The sequence below is a fragment of the Nonomuraea aridisoli genome, from assembly GCF_003236395.1.
Lineage (GTDB): Bacteria > Actinomycetota > Actinomycetes > Streptosporangiales > Streptosporangiaceae > Nonomuraea > Nonomuraea aridisoli.
Genome location: NZ_POUD01000049.1, coordinates 27,939 through 42,742, shown reverse-complemented (window position 1 = coordinate 42,742; position 14,804 = coordinate 27,939). Strand labels below are relative to the sequence as shown.

At 69.4% G+C, this 14,804-nt stretch carries 14 protein-coding genes; 11 read left to right on the top strand and 3 right to left on the bottom strand.

Annotated features, from left to right (window positions below; translation table 11 throughout):
- On the bottom strand, nucleotides 1–381 hold a 381-nt coding region (locus tag C1J01_RS14525; RefSeq protein ID WP_220039913.1), incomplete at its 3' end, for a hypothetical protein.
- A 388-nt stretch (nucleotides 382–769) separates the two neighbouring features.
- Between C1J01_RS14525 and C1J01_RS14520 the strand changes: the two genes are divergently transcribed.
- From C1J01_RS14520 to C1J01_RS14505, 4 genes are read left to right on the top strand one after another with little or no spacing between them, the layout of a single operon-like run.
- Complete coding sequence (locus C1J01_RS14520) at nucleotides 770–1,888, top strand: polyamine ABC transporter substrate-binding protein (RefSeq protein ID WP_111179483.1); 1,119 nt, start codon at nucleotides 770–772, stop codon at nucleotides 1,886–1,888.
- A gap of 11 nt (nucleotides 1,889–1,899) precedes the next feature.
- The gene (locus C1J01_RS14515; protein ID WP_235854444.1) at nucleotides 1,900–2,766 is read left to right on the top strand and encodes an ABC transporter permease; all 867 of its coding nucleotides are present in this window, start codon (nucleotides 1,900–1,902) and stop codon (nucleotides 2,764–2,766) included.
- Nucleotides 2,759–3,544 carry an ABC transporter permease gene (locus C1J01_RS14510; protein WP_111179482.1) on the top strand — a complete coding sequence of 262 codons (786 nt, stop codon included), beginning with the start codon at nucleotides 2,759–2,761 and terminating at the stop codon, nucleotides 3,542–3,544. Before C1J01_RS14515 ends, C1J01_RS14510 begins: the two co-directional genes overlap by 8 nt.
- Entirely contained in the window at nucleotides 3,531–4,580 is a 1,050-nt protein-coding gene (locus tag C1J01_RS14505; protein WP_111179481.1) for an ABC transporter ATP-binding protein, read from the top strand. Before C1J01_RS14510 ends, C1J01_RS14505 begins: the two co-directional genes overlap by 14 nt.
- On the opposite strand, the gene C1J01_RS14500 is transcribed toward C1J01_RS14505, so the two are convergent.
- The gene (locus C1J01_RS14500; protein WP_235854443.1) at nucleotides 4,574–5,179 is read right to left on the bottom strand and encodes a TetR/AcrR family transcriptional regulator; all 606 of its coding nucleotides are present in this window, start codon (nucleotides 5,177–5,179) and stop codon (nucleotides 4,574–4,576) included. The genes C1J01_RS14505 and C1J01_RS14500 overlap by 7 nt on opposite strands.
- A 125-nt stretch (nucleotides 5,180–5,304) precedes the next feature.
- Here C1J01_RS14500 and C1J01_RS14495 point away from each other — a divergent pair, with 125 nt between their 5' ends.
- The 7 genes from C1J01_RS14495 to C1J01_RS14465 all read left to right on the top strand — a co-directional run bounded on the left by C1J01_RS14495 (nucleotide 5,305) and on the right by C1J01_RS14465 (nucleotide 13,937).
- Nucleotides 5,305–6,576: a glycosyltransferase gene (locus tag C1J01_RS14495; RefSeq protein WP_111179480.1), complete on the top strand. Its 1,272-nt coding sequence runs from the start codon at nucleotides 5,305–5,307 to the stop codon at nucleotides 6,574–6,576.
- 26 nt (nucleotides 6,577–6,602) lie between these two features.
- Nucleotides 6,603–8,000, top strand: a complete 1,398-nt coding sequence (locus C1J01_RS14490) for an aminobutyraldehyde dehydrogenase (protein ID WP_111179479.1) — start codon at nucleotides 6,603–6,605, stop codon at nucleotides 7,998–8,000.
- Nucleotides 8,001–8,251: 251 nt separating this feature from the next.
- Complete coding sequence (locus C1J01_RS14485; protein WP_146615590.1) at nucleotides 8,252–11,455, top strand: sensor histidine kinase; 3,204 nt, start codon at nucleotides 8,252–8,254, stop codon at nucleotides 11,453–11,455.
- Nucleotides 11,452–11,874, top strand: coding sequence for a roadblock/LC7 domain-containing protein (locus tag C1J01_RS14480; RefSeq protein ID WP_020546551.1), 423 nt, complete (start codon nucleotides 11,452–11,454; stop codon nucleotides 11,872–11,874). Before C1J01_RS14485 ends, C1J01_RS14480 begins: the two co-directional genes overlap by 4 nt.
- A gap of 20 nt (nucleotides 11,875–11,894) precedes the next feature.
- On the top strand, nucleotides 11,895–12,302 hold the full coding sequence (locus C1J01_RS14475; RefSeq protein ID WP_235854442.1) for a DUF742 domain-containing protein: 408 nt from the start codon (nucleotides 11,895–11,897) through the stop codon (nucleotides 12,300–12,302).
- Nucleotides 12,283–12,861, top strand: coding sequence for a GTP-binding protein (locus tag C1J01_RS14470; RefSeq protein ID WP_111179477.1), 579 nt, complete (start codon nucleotides 12,283–12,285; stop codon nucleotides 12,859–12,861). Before C1J01_RS14475 ends, C1J01_RS14470 begins: the two co-directional genes overlap by 20 nt.
- A gap of 179 nt (nucleotides 12,862–13,040) precedes the next feature.
- Nucleotides 13,041–13,937, top strand: a complete 897-nt coding sequence (locus C1J01_RS14465) for an SDR family NAD(P)-dependent oxidoreductase (protein ID WP_111179476.1) — start codon at nucleotides 13,041–13,043, stop codon at nucleotides 13,935–13,937.
- Nucleotides 13,938–13,943: 6 nt separating this feature from the next.
- Here the strand turns inward: C1J01_RS14465 and C1J01_RS14460 are convergent, their stop codons facing one another.
- Nucleotides 13,944–14,714, bottom strand: coding sequence for an ABC transporter ATP-binding protein (locus tag C1J01_RS14460; RefSeq protein WP_220039912.1), 771 nt, complete (start codon nucleotides 14,712–14,714; stop codon nucleotides 13,944–13,946).
- Between the last annotated feature and the right edge of the window lie 90 nt (nucleotides 14,715–14,804).

The window sequence follows — 14,804 nt, the reverse complement described above, 5'->3', positions numbered from 1 at the left end:
GCCCCCCGCGTCGAGCACGCCACCGGCGGACGGCGCCCGGCCGCCCGCGACGCGGGGCTCGGGGTCGAGCGGCTCCGGGAACGTGGACAGGGCGAGGTGCAGGTCGGCGGTGAGGTGGCCGAGGTCGGCGGCGAAGGCGGTGCGGCCGGCCTCCGCGTCGTCCACGCACCACTCCCATCCGTCCCGCGCCTCGGGCAGATAGCCCGTCACCAGGGCGAGCAGGTGCTCGCGCCCGTCCAGCACCGCGGTCAGCGCCGCGTACGGCGGCGCGGTGCCGCGGAACCCCGCAGCGACGAGATGCGGGAAAATGTCCAGCGCCGGATGCGGCAGCGGCGCGGGCGGGGTGAGCCACTTCACGACCACGCTCTCGCCCACGACCACCGAATGGTTCGTCTGGTCGACGTGCGGCCCGAAGTCCCGTTCACCTGGGACCCCAGTGTCGCGAGCACCCTCATGGTGCGAGAAAGTGGGCAAAGGCAGAAAACGCCGGACCACGAACGGCGGCGGCGGCGGCGGGTCGTCGGCCAGCACCCCGACAAGGGCCGCGGAGAGCCCGCGATCTCGGGCCGTGAGGGGCCTCTCACCGAGTGAGATCAAGCGCGCGGTTATTGAATCCCAATTCAACTGAAGAACCAAACATCCTGGTAGCAATGTCCCGAAAAGTCTTGCCGATGTTGATATCTGCTGCAACACTCCATCTCTGGTCTGCCGTGCCCGGTAAGGTCGCGCGACCCCTCTTACATCGCTAATTTCAGAAGGAGTAGCGGCCGTGTCCCGTACCCGGTTCACCCGTCGTCTCCCGGCCACCGCGGCGGTGGTCGGTCTCGCGCTCGCCGTAGCGGCGTGCGGCGGTGAGTCGTCATCAGGCTCCAACTCGACGACGGTGACGGCCGAACAGCTCAAGCCCAACGCAGACCTCACCAAGCAGAGCCTCGCGGTGACCGTGTGGGACGGTTACCTGCCGGAAGAGCTGGCCCAGCGGGTCAAGGAGAAGCTCAAGGTCCAGGACATCAAGATCCAGCTCCACGAGACCAACGAGACCGCGATGGCCAAGCTCACCGCCTCCGGCGACAGCGGCATCGACGTGGCGTTCGTCTCCGGCCAGTACGCCCAGGCCCTCAACGAGCAGGGCCTGCTGGAGCCGATCCACCCCGAGCTGATCCCCAACCTGGCCAACCTCTACCCCGAGGCCACCCAGCTCTCCTACGACAAGGGCAACAAGTACTCCGTGCCCTACACCTGGGGCACCACCGGCATCTGCTACCGGTCCGACCTCGTGAAGACTCCGCCGACGAGTTGGAACGATATTTTGAAGCCCCCGGCCTGGGCCGAGAAGAAGGTCACGATGATGACCACCGAGCGCTGGCTGGCCCTGCCCGCCATCAAGGCCCTCGGCTACTCGGTCAACACCGACAAGGACGAGGAGATCGAGAAGGTCAAGGAGCTGCTGATGGAGCAGAAGCCCCACCTGCTCACCTACGACGACACCACCTTCGGTGACCGCCTGCTGTCCGGCGAGGCCCTCATGGTCGAGGCGTGGGACGGCTGGTGCCCGACCACCGACAAGTCCGGCAACATCAAGTTCGTGGTGCCGAAGGAGGGCAGCGACCTCTGGGTGGACACCATGGTGATCATGAAGTCCTCCAAGAACAAGGAGGCCGCGCACGCCCTGATCAACTACATCCTCGACCCCGAGGTGCACAGCTGGGCGGCCGAGAACATCAACTACAAGGTGCCCAACAAGGCCGCCATGGAGCGCGTGAAGATCGCCGAGGGCTCGCTGCTCGGCATCACGCCCGCCGAGTTGCTCAACGGTGAGTCGATCATCGACCTCGGCGAGGCGTCCACCAAGTACACCCGCCTGTCGGCAGACGTGCAGGCGAAGTAGTTGTCGTTGTAGTGAAGTCCGAGGTCAAGGCCCGGTCGGTGGCCCGCTCACGCGGACGCCGGCTGGGCGCGTTCGTGTTCCTGTCGCCCGGGCTGGCGTACCTCGTCGTGTTCATGCTGGTGCCGCTGGCCCTGCTGCTGAGCACCACGGTGTTCCGGCGGGGCCGGTTCGGCGGTGTGGTCTACGAGTTCACCACCGAGAACTTCGAGCGGCTGCTCGACCCGCTCTACCTGGGCGTGGTCGTCGACTCGCTGAAGATCGCGACGCTCACCACACTGATCGCCCTGCTGATCGGCTACCCGACGGCCTACGTGATCGCCCGGCTGCCGCGCAAGTGGAAGACCGTCGCCCTGGTGGCCATCGTGCTGCCGTTCTGGACGAACTTCCTCATCCGGGCCTACGCCTGGATCATGCTGCTGAGCGGCCCCGGGCTGGTCAACAGCGCGCTGAAGGTGTTCGGGCTGGGGCCGATCGAGGTGCTCTACACCCAGGGCGCGATCGTCACGGGTCTGCTGTACTCGTACCTGCCGCTGATGGTGCTGCCGCTGTACGCCGCGATCGACCGGCTCGACCCGCAGCTCACGGAGGCCTCGGCCAACCTCGGGGCCTCGGGGTTCACCACGTTCAGGAAGGTCACGCTGCCGCTCACCATGCCCGGCGTGCTGACCGGCAGCCTGTTCGTGTTCGTGCCGAGCTTCGGCAACTTCGTCATCCCCGAGATGCTGGGCGGCAGTAAGTCGATCATGGTGGGCAACCTGATCCGGGACCAGTTCCTCAAGGCGCGCGACTGGCCGTTCGGCTCGACGCTGGCGCTGGCGCTCATCGTGGTCCTGGTGGTCCTGCTCGTCGCGCAGTCGTGGGTGGCCCGCCGTGCGTAGGTCGAAGCTGCTGTACATCCCGTTCTGGGCGTCGTACGTCTTCCTGTACCTGCCGATCGCGGTGCTGGTCGTCATGTCCTTCAACGCCGGCGAGTCGGCGTACACCTTCGAGGGCTTCAGCCTCAAGTGGTACGGCGAGCTGGCCGGCGACGAGCGGGTCAGGGACGGCCTGATCAACACGCTCATGGTGGCCGCGGCCTCGACGGTGATCGCCACGGTGCTCGGCACGCTGCTGGCCGTCGGCCTGGCCCGCCACACCAACTCCAAGCTGCTCGACTCGGTCGCGCTGATGCCGGCCGTGCTGCCGGACGTGGTGCTGGGCATCGGGCTGCTGGTCTTCTACGGCATGATCCAGTTCACGCTCGGGCTGTACTCGGTGGTGCTGGCGCACGCCCTGTTCGCGATGGCGTTCGTGGCGGCGGTGGTCCGCACCCGGCTCGCCGGGGCCGACACCTCGCTGGAGGAGGCCTCACGTGACCTCGGCGCCGGGCCGGTGACGACGTTCATGAAGATCACGCTGCCGCAGCTCGCGCCGGGCATCGTCGCGGGCGCGCTGCTGGCGTTCACGCTGTCGCTGGACGAGTTCGTGATCGCGTTCTTCACGATCGGCAACGACGATCCGACGCTGCCGATCGTCATCTACTCCATGGTTCGCTTCGGGGTCACCCCGGAGATCAACGCGCTGGCGGCGATCCTGCTCCTGGTGAGCTTCACGGCGGTGATCGCCGGTCAGCGCCTGACCAAGATCGGGGAGAGGGAGCCGCGTGCTCAGGATTGACGGGGTCTCCCGCAGGTTCGGAGACGTCATCGCGCTCGACGACGTCTCGCTGGAGATCGGGCAGGGCGAGTTCTTCGCCCTGCTCGGGCCCTCGGGCTGCGGCAAGACCACCCTGCTGCGCATCGTCGCCGGGTTCGAGACGCCCGACGCCGGCAAGGTCACGCTCGACGGGGAGGACCTGCTGTCCCGCCCGCCGAACCGCCGGCCGATCAGTCTCATGTTCCAGTCGTACGCGCTGTTCCCGCACATGACGGTGGCCAAGAACGTCGCCTACGGGCTGGAGCGCGAGCGCCTGCCCCGGCAGGAGATCAAGCAGCGCGTCGGCGAGGTGCTGGAGACCGTCGGCCTGTCGGCGCACGCCGGGCGCAAGCCGGCCCAGCTCTCCGGCGGCCAGCGCCAGCGGGTGGCGCTCGCCCGCTCCATCGTCAAGCGCCCCCGCCTGCTGCTGCTCGACGAGCCGCTGTCGGCCCTGGACAAGAAGGTCCGCGCCGACATGCAGCTGGAGCTCAAGCGGCTGCAGAACGAGGTCGGCATCACGTTCGTGGTCGTCACGCACGACCAGGAGGAGGCCATGTCGCTGGCCGACCGCATCGCGGTCTTCGACAGCGGCAAGGTCCGCCAGGTGGACGAGCCGATCAGCCTGTACGAGCGCCCGAGCTCGCCGTTCGTCGCGGACTTCGTCGGCGCCAACAACCTCTTCACCGGCACCGCCGGCGGCCTCGACGGGATCAGGAGCGAGCAGTTCGGCATGTTGCCCGGCACGCCCCTGAGCGAGCTGACGGCAGGAGCGCAGGCACTGCTGGCGGTCCGGCCGGAGAAGATCGAGCTGGCCGACGAGAACGCCACCAGGGGCCTGGCCGGCAGCGTGCTGGACGTCAGCTTCTACGGCGGCGTCTCGCACGTCTCCGTGGACGTCCCCGGCCACGCCAAGCCGGTGCTCGTCGCCGTGCAGGGCGCCGCCGCGGTGCGGCCGGGCGCCAAGGTCAAGGTGCGCTGGGAGGCGCGTGACGCGGTCGTCATGGCGGTCGATCAGTGAGCCAGGTCGTTGCCCGTGGCCGCCCGCGCGTACGACAGGATCAGCTCGGCCGCCTCGTCCGGGCCGATCAGCGGGTGCCTGGCGGTGATGCGGTAGCCGTAGGCGTCCTCCAACGCCACCAGGTTGCGCGAGATCGTCAGCGAGTCGCCGCTCAGCCGGAACACCCCGAGCGCGGCCCCGGTGTCCAGGATCGCCTGGTACATCGACACCTGGCGGTCGTAGAGCGAGGTGAGCAGCACGCCGTAGACGCGGTTGCGGCCCGCGGCGCCGCCCAGCTCGTTGAGCAGGCGCACGTCCGGGTCGAGCGGCCCGGTCGGCAATCCCGAGCGGATCGTGACGACGAGCTTCTCGACCGGGTCGGTGAGCTTGGCGAGCTGGCGCAGCCGCTGCTCGTAGAAGCGCTCCATGCCGGCGTGCTGGGCCTCGACGAGCAGCTCCCGCAGGTCGGGGTAGTGGTAGAGCACGGCGCCGGAGGTCAGACCGGCCTCCTCGGCGACGTGCGACAGCTGAACGCCGTCGATGCCATGACGGATGATGGCCCTGCGCGCGGCGTCGATCAAATCGATGCGCCGGTCGCTACGGCTTTTGCGCTGAGCCACCACCACCACCTTCACTCGTTGGCCTGCCGTTCAGTTAGCCGTGACCATAGTGCCGGTTACTTGACCTTCACGCTAGATCCGTTTTTGAATTCCCGTTCAATTCGATGAGTCCCCCCGGAGTTGCGATGTCACTCACGATCCTGTTCATGCCGGAGAGCGCCTACGGCCCGACCAACAACTGCGTCGGCATCGGCGACATCCTGCGCCGCCGTGGCCACCGCGTCGTCTTCGCCGCCGAGTCGTCCTGGAAGGGCAAGCTCGAGGCACTGGGCTTCGAGGAGGACCTGGTGGACCTCGCGCCCCCGGCCGAGGACGCCGAGGAGCAGGACGCGGGCCAGTTCTGGAAGGACTTCATCCGCGAGACCGCGCCCGAGTACCGCAAGAGCACGCTGGAGCAGCTGGAGACCGTCACCAAGCCGATCTGGGCGGAGCTGATCGACGGCGCCAAGTACTGCGAGCCGCGCCTGAAGGCCATCATCGAGCGGGTGAACCCCGACGTGATCGTCGAGGACAACGTCCTGACCTTCCCGGCCCTGCTGACCGCGGGCAAGAAGTTCGTCCGCATCGTCTCCTGCAACCCGCTGGAGGTGCGCGGCGAGAACATCCCGCCGGTCTTCTCCGGGCTGCCCATGGACGACCGCTCCGAGTGGGACGCCTTCCGCGCGGAGTACGACCGCACGCACCGCGAGCTGTGGACCGCCTACAACGAGTGGTGCGTCGAGCAGGGCACCGAGCCGCTGCCCGACCTCGACTTCATCCACGAGGGCGACCTGAACCTCTACGTCTACCCCGAGATCCTCGACTACACCGACGCCCGCCCGCTGGGCCCGACGTGGCACCGCCTCGACTCCTCGGTGCGCGAGACGGACGAGGAGTTCACGCTGCCGTTCCAGCGCAACGAGGGCTCGCTGGTCTACTTCTCGCTCGGCTCGCTGGGCTCCTCCGACGTGGAGCTGATGCAGCGGGTGATCGACGTGCTGGCCACGACCCCGCACCAGTACATCGTCTCCAAGGGCCCGCTGCACGAAGAGATCAAGCTCGCCGACAACATGTGGGGCGCGGAGTTCCTTCCGCAGACTAAGATCATTCCACTGTGTGACTTGGTCATCACCCATGGCGGCAACAACACGACCACCGAGGCGCTGCACTTCGGCAAGCCGATGATCCTGTTGCCGCTGTTCTGGGACCAGTACGACAACGCCCAGAGGGTCGATGAGCTCGGTTACGGCGTCAGGCTCTCCACCTACGCCTTCACCGACGAGGAACTCAAGGGCGCGCTCGACCGGCTGCTCGGCGACACCGAGATGCGGGAGAGGCTCGCCGCCGCGGGCGAGGAGATCCGGCGTCGCGACGGCCTGCGCAAGGCCGCCGACCTGATCGAGCAGCTCGGCCAGTAGCAAGATCCGAAGGACGAAGTCTTCCGATGCGTGAACTGATCAACCCCGCCACCGGGCTCCCGTGTGCCGAAATTCCGGACACGCCGGTGGAGGGCGTGGCGTCCGCCGTACGCGAGGCGCGGGCGGCGTTCGAGGAGTGGTCACAGGCCACCCCGGGCGAGCGCGCGCGGGTGCTGCTGCGGACCGCCGACCTCGTGGAGGCCGCGGCCGAGGAGCTGACCAGGCTGGAGGTGGAGGAGACCGGCAAGCCGGCGGCGGTGTTCCGCGACGGCGAGCTGCCCTTCGCCGCCGACAACCTGCGCTTCTTCGCCGGCGCCGCGCGTTCCCTGGAGGGCTCGGGGGCGGGGGTGTTCAGCTCCGGCTACACCTCCGTCATGCTGCGCCGCCCCGTCGGGGTGGTGGGGTCGATCGCGCCGTGGAACTTCCCCTTCGTCATGGCGATCTGGAAGGTGGGCCCGGCACTGGCCGCGGGCAACGCGGTGGTGATCAAGCCGGCCCCCCAGACGCCGCGTACGACGCTGCGGCTGGCCGAGCTGTTCGCCGAGGCGGGCGCGCCGGCCGGGCTCGTACGGGTGGTCACCGGCGGCGCGGAGGTCGGCCAGGCGTTGGTCACCGACCCGGGCGTCGACATGGTCAGCGTCACCGGCTCCACCGAGACCGGCCGGGCCGTGATGACCGGCGCCGCCGCCACGCTCAAGCGGGTCCACCTGGAGCTCGGCGGCAAGGCGCCGGCGCTGGTGTTCGAGGACGCCGACCTCGCGGAGATGGCCCACGGCGTGGCCATGGGGGCGACGTACAACACCGGGCAGGACTGCACGGCGGCCACCCGCGTCTACGTCGCCCGGGAGGTCTACGCCGACGCGGTGGAGGCGCTCAGGGAGACGCTCGCCGGGATCACCGTCGGCGACCCCTGGGACCCGGCGACCGACATCGGCCCGCTGATCTCGTCGGCGCACCGCGACCGGGTGCACGGCTTCGTCTCGCGGGCCTCCGGGCGCGTGCTGCAGGGCGGCTCCCCGATCGGGGGCCCCGGCTTTTTCTACCCGCCCACTCTGGTGGCCGACGCCGCCCAGGACAGCGAGATCGTCCAGGGAGAGATTTTCGGTCCGGTCCTCGTGGCCCTGCCGTTCGACGGCGAGGACGAGGCGGTCAGGCTCGCCAACGACACCAGGTACGGCCTGGCCTCGTCGGTGTGGTCACGTGACGTGGCGCGCGCCATGCGCGTCTCGCACCGCCTCGACGTGGGCGTGACCTGGGTCAACGACCATCTGCCCATCGCCAGCGAGGCACCGCACGGCGGCGTGAAGGGCAGCGGCTTCGGCAAGGACATGAGCCAGGAAGCGGTGCAGGAGTATTCGGTGACCCGCCACCTGATGGTGAAGCACGCGGCACCGGCTGAGCGGGATTCGTTCCGGCCCGCCTGAAAACGTGTACGGCGTTATGCGACCAAAGTGCCTCTTTGGACGCATGTGATGGGATATGTTCGGTTGGCCGATCTGGTACGGGTTGTGTTCCAATTACCCAGCCGGACAGAATCCCATGCGCCCCACGCGTGTCTGATTTTTTTCGAGCACGTACCGGCGAGAGGTTGCGAGAGTCAGTGAGGACGGAAAACCCCAGACACACGAAGTCAGGGGAGTACACAGGCGGACGGTTCCAGCTGGGGAACTGGCGTGTGCGCTCCAGGCTGATCGCGCTGATCCTCATTCCCACCGTCGTGGGCGTGCTGCTCGCGGGCGTCCAGCTGGCCGACGCGATCGGCACCAGCGCCGAGTACCGCCGGCTCAGCCAGGTCGCGGAGCTGGTCCAGCGCATCGGCGCGCTCAACCACGAGCTCGGCAAGGAACGCACGCTCACCGCGTGGTACGTCGCCGACCGCCGCAGGGCCCAGCGCTTCGTGCAGCTCAAGACCCAGCGGCAGGCCACCGACCGGGCCAAGCAGCAGGCGCTCGACGCGGCCACGGTCATCGACGCCACCCACTCGGTCCGCGTGCAGGACGGCGTGGAGAACATGCGCCGCTGGCTCGACGGTCTCGACAGCCTTCGCGGGTCCATGGTCGGCAACGTGCCGCCGCGGGCCGCCATGGGCACCTACAGCACGATGATCGACGTGTTCTCCTCGATCCAGGGCGACCTGGGCGACGGCGTGAGCGACGACGACCTGCAGGGTGACGTGGCCGCGCTGGGCTCGCTCCAGCGCATGAAGGAGGAGCTGTCGAGGCAGCAGATCATCCTCATCGTCACCCTGGCGCAGCGCAAGGTCGACAGCGCCGACTGGGCCGACTTCCTCGGCTCGTGGAACAGGCAGCAGACCGAGCTCGCGAGCTTCGAGGCCGAGGCCGACTCCGAGGACCTCGAGCAGTACCGGCACAGCGTCAGGGGACCGCAGGTCGACCTCGCCGACGCCATGCGCCAGCGCGCGCTGGCCCAGGTGAGCGAGTACGACAGGATCGTGGACCTCGACGTCACCACCCCGCAGACGGCCACCGGACGCGACCTCAACTCCTGGTACGAGGCCACCACCGAGACCTCCAACGCCGTCCGCAAGGTGGAGGACGCGCTGGCCACCGAGATCGTGGGCGCCACCCGCGAGCTGAGCGACACCGAGCAGCGCAACGCCATCATCTCCGGCGCGCTGATCCTCGTGCTGCTGCTGCTCGTCCTGATCATCACCACCCGGGTGGCCGGTTCGCTGGTCCGCCCGCTGCGCCGGCTGCGCGCCGAGGCGCTCCAGGTCGCCACGACCCGGCTGCCCGAGACCGTCCGCATCCTGCGCGAGCAGGGTGAAGGCGCGCAGATCCCCGAAGTGCCCGCGATCGGCGTCAACACCCGCGACGAGATCGGGGAAGTGGCGCGGGCGTTCGACGAGGTCCACCGCGAGGCGATCCGGCTGGCCGGCGACGAGGCCAAGCTGCGCGCCAACGTCAACGCCATGTTCGTCAACCTCTCCCGCCGCAGCCAGACGCTGGTCGAACGGCAGCTGCAGCTCATCGAGGGCCTGGAGCAGGGTGAGGAGGACGAGGAGCGGCTGGCGAACCTGTTCCGCCTCGACCACCTGGCCACCCGCATGCGCCGCAACAGCGAGAACCTGCTGGTCCTCGCCGGCCAGGAGGCCGCGCGCAAGTGGAGTGAGCCGGTGCCGCTGGTCGACATCGCCCGCGCCTCGCTGTCGGAGGTCGAGGGCTACGAACGGGTGCAGATCCAGATCCCGTCCGGCACGCTCATCGTCGGCCCGGCCGTCACCGACGCCGTCCACCTGCTCGCCGAGCTGATCGAGAACGCCATCTCGTTCTCCCCGCGCGAGAGCAAGGTCCAGGTCACCAGCGCGCCCGCCGAGGGCGGCGTGCTGGTCGCGATCAACGACCTGGGCATCGGCATGACCCAGGAGGAGCTGGCCGAGGCCAACTGGCGCCTGGCCAACCCGCCGGTCGTGGACGTGTCGGTCTCCCGGCGCATGGGCCTGTTCGTGGTCGGCCGCCTGGCGCTGCGCCACGGCGTCCGGGTGCAGCTCAGCCAGCGCGACGGCGGCGGCCTGAGCGCCATGGTGCTGCTGCCCGACGTGCTCATCAGCGGCGGCCAGGGCACCGCCCCGCAGGGCGGCCAGTACGAGGCGTTCACCACGTTCGACCCGAGGCAGCTCACGCACCCGTCGCCGAACGGCTCGCACCCGTCCTTCGACGGCCCGAACCCCGCCGTCGACACGGAGTGGCCGGAGTCGGTGCCCGCGCCGGGCTCTGGGCCCTGGCCGTCGTTCGGGGAGCCGCAGCCCGCCGCGTTCGGTGAGCAGCCCTCGCCGTTCGGGGACGCCAAGCCCTCACCGTTCGGGGACGCGAAGTCCTCGCCGTTCGCGGACGCCCAGCCGCAGGCCGCGCCGTTCCCGGACGCGCCGCCGCAGCCCGCTCAGGACGCGCCGCGCTGGCCGTCGTTCGCGGACGAGGCTCCGCCCGCGGCCGCGCCGCCGTCGTTCGGCGAGCAGCGCTGGCCGTCGTTCGCCGAGGAGGCGCCGCGCGCGGCCGAGCCGGCGCCGTTCGCCGAGAACCGGTGGCCGTCGTTCGCCGAGCAGCCGCCGCCGTTCCAGGGCGACGAGCCGCGCTGGCCGTCCTTCGCGACGGAGCCGCCGTCCCAGGACGAGCCGCAGCGGTCGTCGTTCTCCGAGCCGGCGCCGCGCAGGTCGTTGTTCGACCCGGACGGCCGTCCGCAGTCGCAGCCCGACGAGTTCTACCGCTCGGTGTTCGGGGAGGAGCCCAAGCCGGCGGACCAGTACGACCGGAACGGCCGCGAGGCCTACAACCCGTTCGGCTCCGGCAACTACTCCTCGCAGGACATGACCGGCCCGCTGCCGGTCGTGCGCAACTCGCCCATGGAGGAGCAGAGCGAGGAGTTCCTGCCGATCTTCTCGTCGGTCGGCTCCGACTGGTTCCGCAAGCCGGACCCGGAGGTGCTCAGGCAGCGTCTCGACGCGGAGTCCGAGGGTGAGCACGAGATCACGGCCGTCCACCCGGCCGTGCCGGCGGAGCCGTCCGCGCCCCCGGCCGCCGCGCCATCGGGTGGCACGCCCGGCAAGTCGTCGTTGCCGCAGCGCAAGCCCGGGCAGTCGGGCGCGGGAGCGTCGTGGTCCTCGCCCGCGGACTCCGGCTTCCAGGCCGCGCAGGCCGCCGCCCAGCCCCAGCAGGCCGGGACGACGGCGTCCGGTCTGCCCCGCCGCGTCCCCAAGGCGAACCTGGTGCCGGGTACGGCCAGCCTCGCCGAGCCCCCGATCGCGTCTCCGGCACCGCAGATTTCGCCCGAACGGCTGCGCAGCCGGCTCTCCAGCTTCCAGCAGGGTGTCCGGCAAGGCCGGGCGTTCACCCGGGGAGAAGAGTATGAGGAGGACAAATGAGAGAAATGAGCCAGGGAGCGCGCGGTATCAGCTGGCTGATCACGGACTTCGTGAACAACGTGCCAGGCGTCGCTCACACGGTGGTGGTGTCGTCTGACGGGTTGCCGCTGGCTTACTCCGAAGGCTTCCCCAAGGACCGGGCCGACCAGCTGGCCGCCGTGGCCTCCGGCGTGATCAGCCTGACTCAGGGCGCCGCCCGGGTCTTCGAGGGCGGTATGGTGACGCAGACCGTCATCGAGATGCAGCGCGGCCTGCTGATGATCATGTCGATCAGCGATGGGTCCTGTCTGGCCGTCCTGGCTGCCCCCGACTGTGACATGGGCCTGGTGGCGTACCAGATGACCTTGCTGGTCGAACGAGCCGGGCAGGTTCTGACGCCCGCCGTGCGCGCCGAACTGCAAGCGGCCCGCCCGCGCTAGCGGGCGGATGACAGGAGAAGATGGTGTCAGGTCAGCAGGGTTGGGCTGGTGATAGCACTCCGCCGCATTCGGCGGCTCCCCGTTCGCAGAAGCAGAGCTCCCTGGTACGGCCCTATGCCGTGACCGGGGGGCGCACCGCGCCGCGGATGAAGTTCGCCATGGAGGCACTGGTGTCCTCCGTGACGTCGGAATACCAAGACATTTCCCTACTAAGTCCGGAGTATCAGGCGATCATTCAGCTGACCCGGAACGTCCGGTCGGTTGCCGAGATCTCCGCCCTTTTACGCCAGCCTCTTGGCGTGGTCCGGGTGCTGATCGCCGACATGGCGTCGGAGGGCCTGATCCGCGTGCACCAGCCTGCGCTGGACGCGGGAAAGCCGGACCTCAACTTGCTCGAAAGGGTGCTCAGTGGACTTCGCAGGCTCTAGCCCCGGCCTCACCTCGACGAAGATCGTCGTGGCCGGGGGCTTCGGCGTGGGCAAGACGACGTTCGTGGGAGCGGTCTCCGAAATCCTGCCGCTCACCACGGAAGCGGTCATGACGGACGCCTCCGCCCACGTCGACGACGTCTCCCTCACGCCGAACAAGACGACCACGACCGTGGCGATGGACTTCGGCCGGGTCTCGCTCGACCGTGACCTGATCCTCTACCTGTTCGGCACGCCCGGACAGCACCGGTTCTGGTTCATGTGGGACGACCTCGTGCGCGGCGCCATCGGCGCGGTCGTGCTGGTCGACACCCGACGCCTGGCCGACAGCTTCCCCGCCATCGACTACTTCGAAGAGGCCAAGCTGCCCTTCGTCATCGGTATCAACGGCTGGGACGGCCAGTTCGCCCACCAGGAGGAGGAGATCAGGGAGGCGCTGTCGATCGGCGGCCACATCCCGATCGTGCGGCTCGACGCCCGTCAGCGCGAGTCGGTGAAGTCCACCTTGATCACCTTGGTGGAGCACGCCCTGACCCGGCACATGCACACGCCCGTGTAGGCCGGCCAGGTCGTGAAGCATTGTCGACCCGGCACCCGGACGAGGGTGCCGGGTTCTCTCGTCTTCCCGGAAATCTGGGGTCGGCCACCCCGGGCTGAGCCGTATGGCCGCCCTCCGATCCGGTGCACCCTGGAGATGACGATGATCGCCGCCCCGGGCGGTCTTTCCAGGGAGCACTCATGAGCAAGACCATCCTCATCACCGGCGCGAGTTCCGGCTTCGGCGCGCTGTCCGCGCGCGCCCTCGCCCGCGCCGGCCACACCGCGTACGCGGCGATGCGCGCCACCGCCGGCCGCAACGCCCCGCGCGTCGCCGAAGCCGCCGCCTACGCCCGCGAACACGGCGTGGACCTGCGCACCGTCGAGCTCGACGTGCTGTCGCAGGAGTCGGTCGACGCGGCGGTCGGCGCCGTGCTGGCCGAGGCCGGCACGATCGACGTGGTGGTGCACAACGCCGGCCACATGGTGCTGGGGCCCACCGAGGCGTTCACCACCGACGACCTCGCCGCCGTCTACGACACCAACGTGCTCGGCGCGCAGCGGCTCAACCGGGCGGTCCTGCCACACCTGCGCGAGCGGCAACACGGCCTGCTGCTGTGGATCGGCTCCAGCTCCACCAGAGGCGGCACGCCGCCGTACCTCGGGCCGTACTTCGCCGCGAAGGCGGCGGCGGACGCGCTGGCGGTGTCGTACGCGGCCGAGCTCGCCCGCTTCGGCATCGAGACGACCATCGTGGTGCCCGGCGCCTTCACCATCGGCACCCGCCACTTCGCCAACGCCGGTCACCCCTCCGACCAGACGGTGGTCCCGGCCTACGACAAGCGGTACGGCGGGCTGATGGAGCAGGTGGGGGAGCGGCTGGCCGCCCTGCAGCCGCCCGGCGCCGACGTGTCGATGGTCGCCGACGCCGTCGTCCGGGTCGTCGACGCCCCGCACGGCACGCGTCCCTTCCGGGTGCACGTCGACCCGGCGAACGACGGCTCGGAGGAGGTCAGCGAGGTCGCCGACCGCGTCCGCGAGCGCTTCCTGCGGCGCGTCGGGCTCGACGACCTGCTCGCCCCGCACGCCGCCGGGTAGCGGGAGTCAGACGGTGGCGTGGCCGCGGACGAGGCGGCCGACCTCGGCGCGCAGGTGCACGAAGTCGGGGTGCTCCCGGGTGGAGATCTGGTCGCGCGGCCCCGGCAGGTGCACCTTCAGGTCGCCCACCACGTGCGCGGGCGCCTTCGACAACACCACCACGCGGTCGCCCACGTAGACGCTCTCGTCGATGTCGTGCGTGATGAGCACGATCGTCATCTGGTGGTGGCCGCGGACCTGGAGCACGAGATCCTCCAGGTCCTCCCTGGTCTGCGCGTCCACCGAGCCGAACGGCTCGTCCATCAGCATCAGCGTCGGCCGGTACGCCAGCGCCCGCGCGATCGCGACCCGCTGCTGCATGCCGCCCGACAGCTGGAACGGGTATTTACGGGCTGCGCCCGCCAGGCCCACCGACTCCAGCGCCTCCTTCGCGGCCTCCTGCCGCTGGCGCTTGTCCAGGTTCCTGCGGCGCAGCGGCAACGCCACGTTGTCCTCGACCGACATCCACGGGAACAACGAGCGGCTGTAGTCCTGGAAGACGACGGCGAGATTGTCCGGTGTCTGCCGGACCACCTGGCCCTCGATCCTGACCTGTCCGCCCGTGGGCCTGATCAGGCCGGCGATGGAGCGCAGCAACGTGGACTTCCCGCAGCCCGAAGGACCGACGATGCAGAGCAGTTCGCCCGCGGCGACGCTCAGGTTGAGCCCTTCGATGGCGTGGTGCGCGTTGGGAGTACCGCCGCCGTACACATGAGAAAGGTTGTCTATCTCGAGCAATGGATGTCCTTGGGGGGCGAGACCGCGAAACCGCAACTTTTCGGAGTCGGAAATGACTCTAGCGGAGCGGGAAATGATGGACATGTCAGT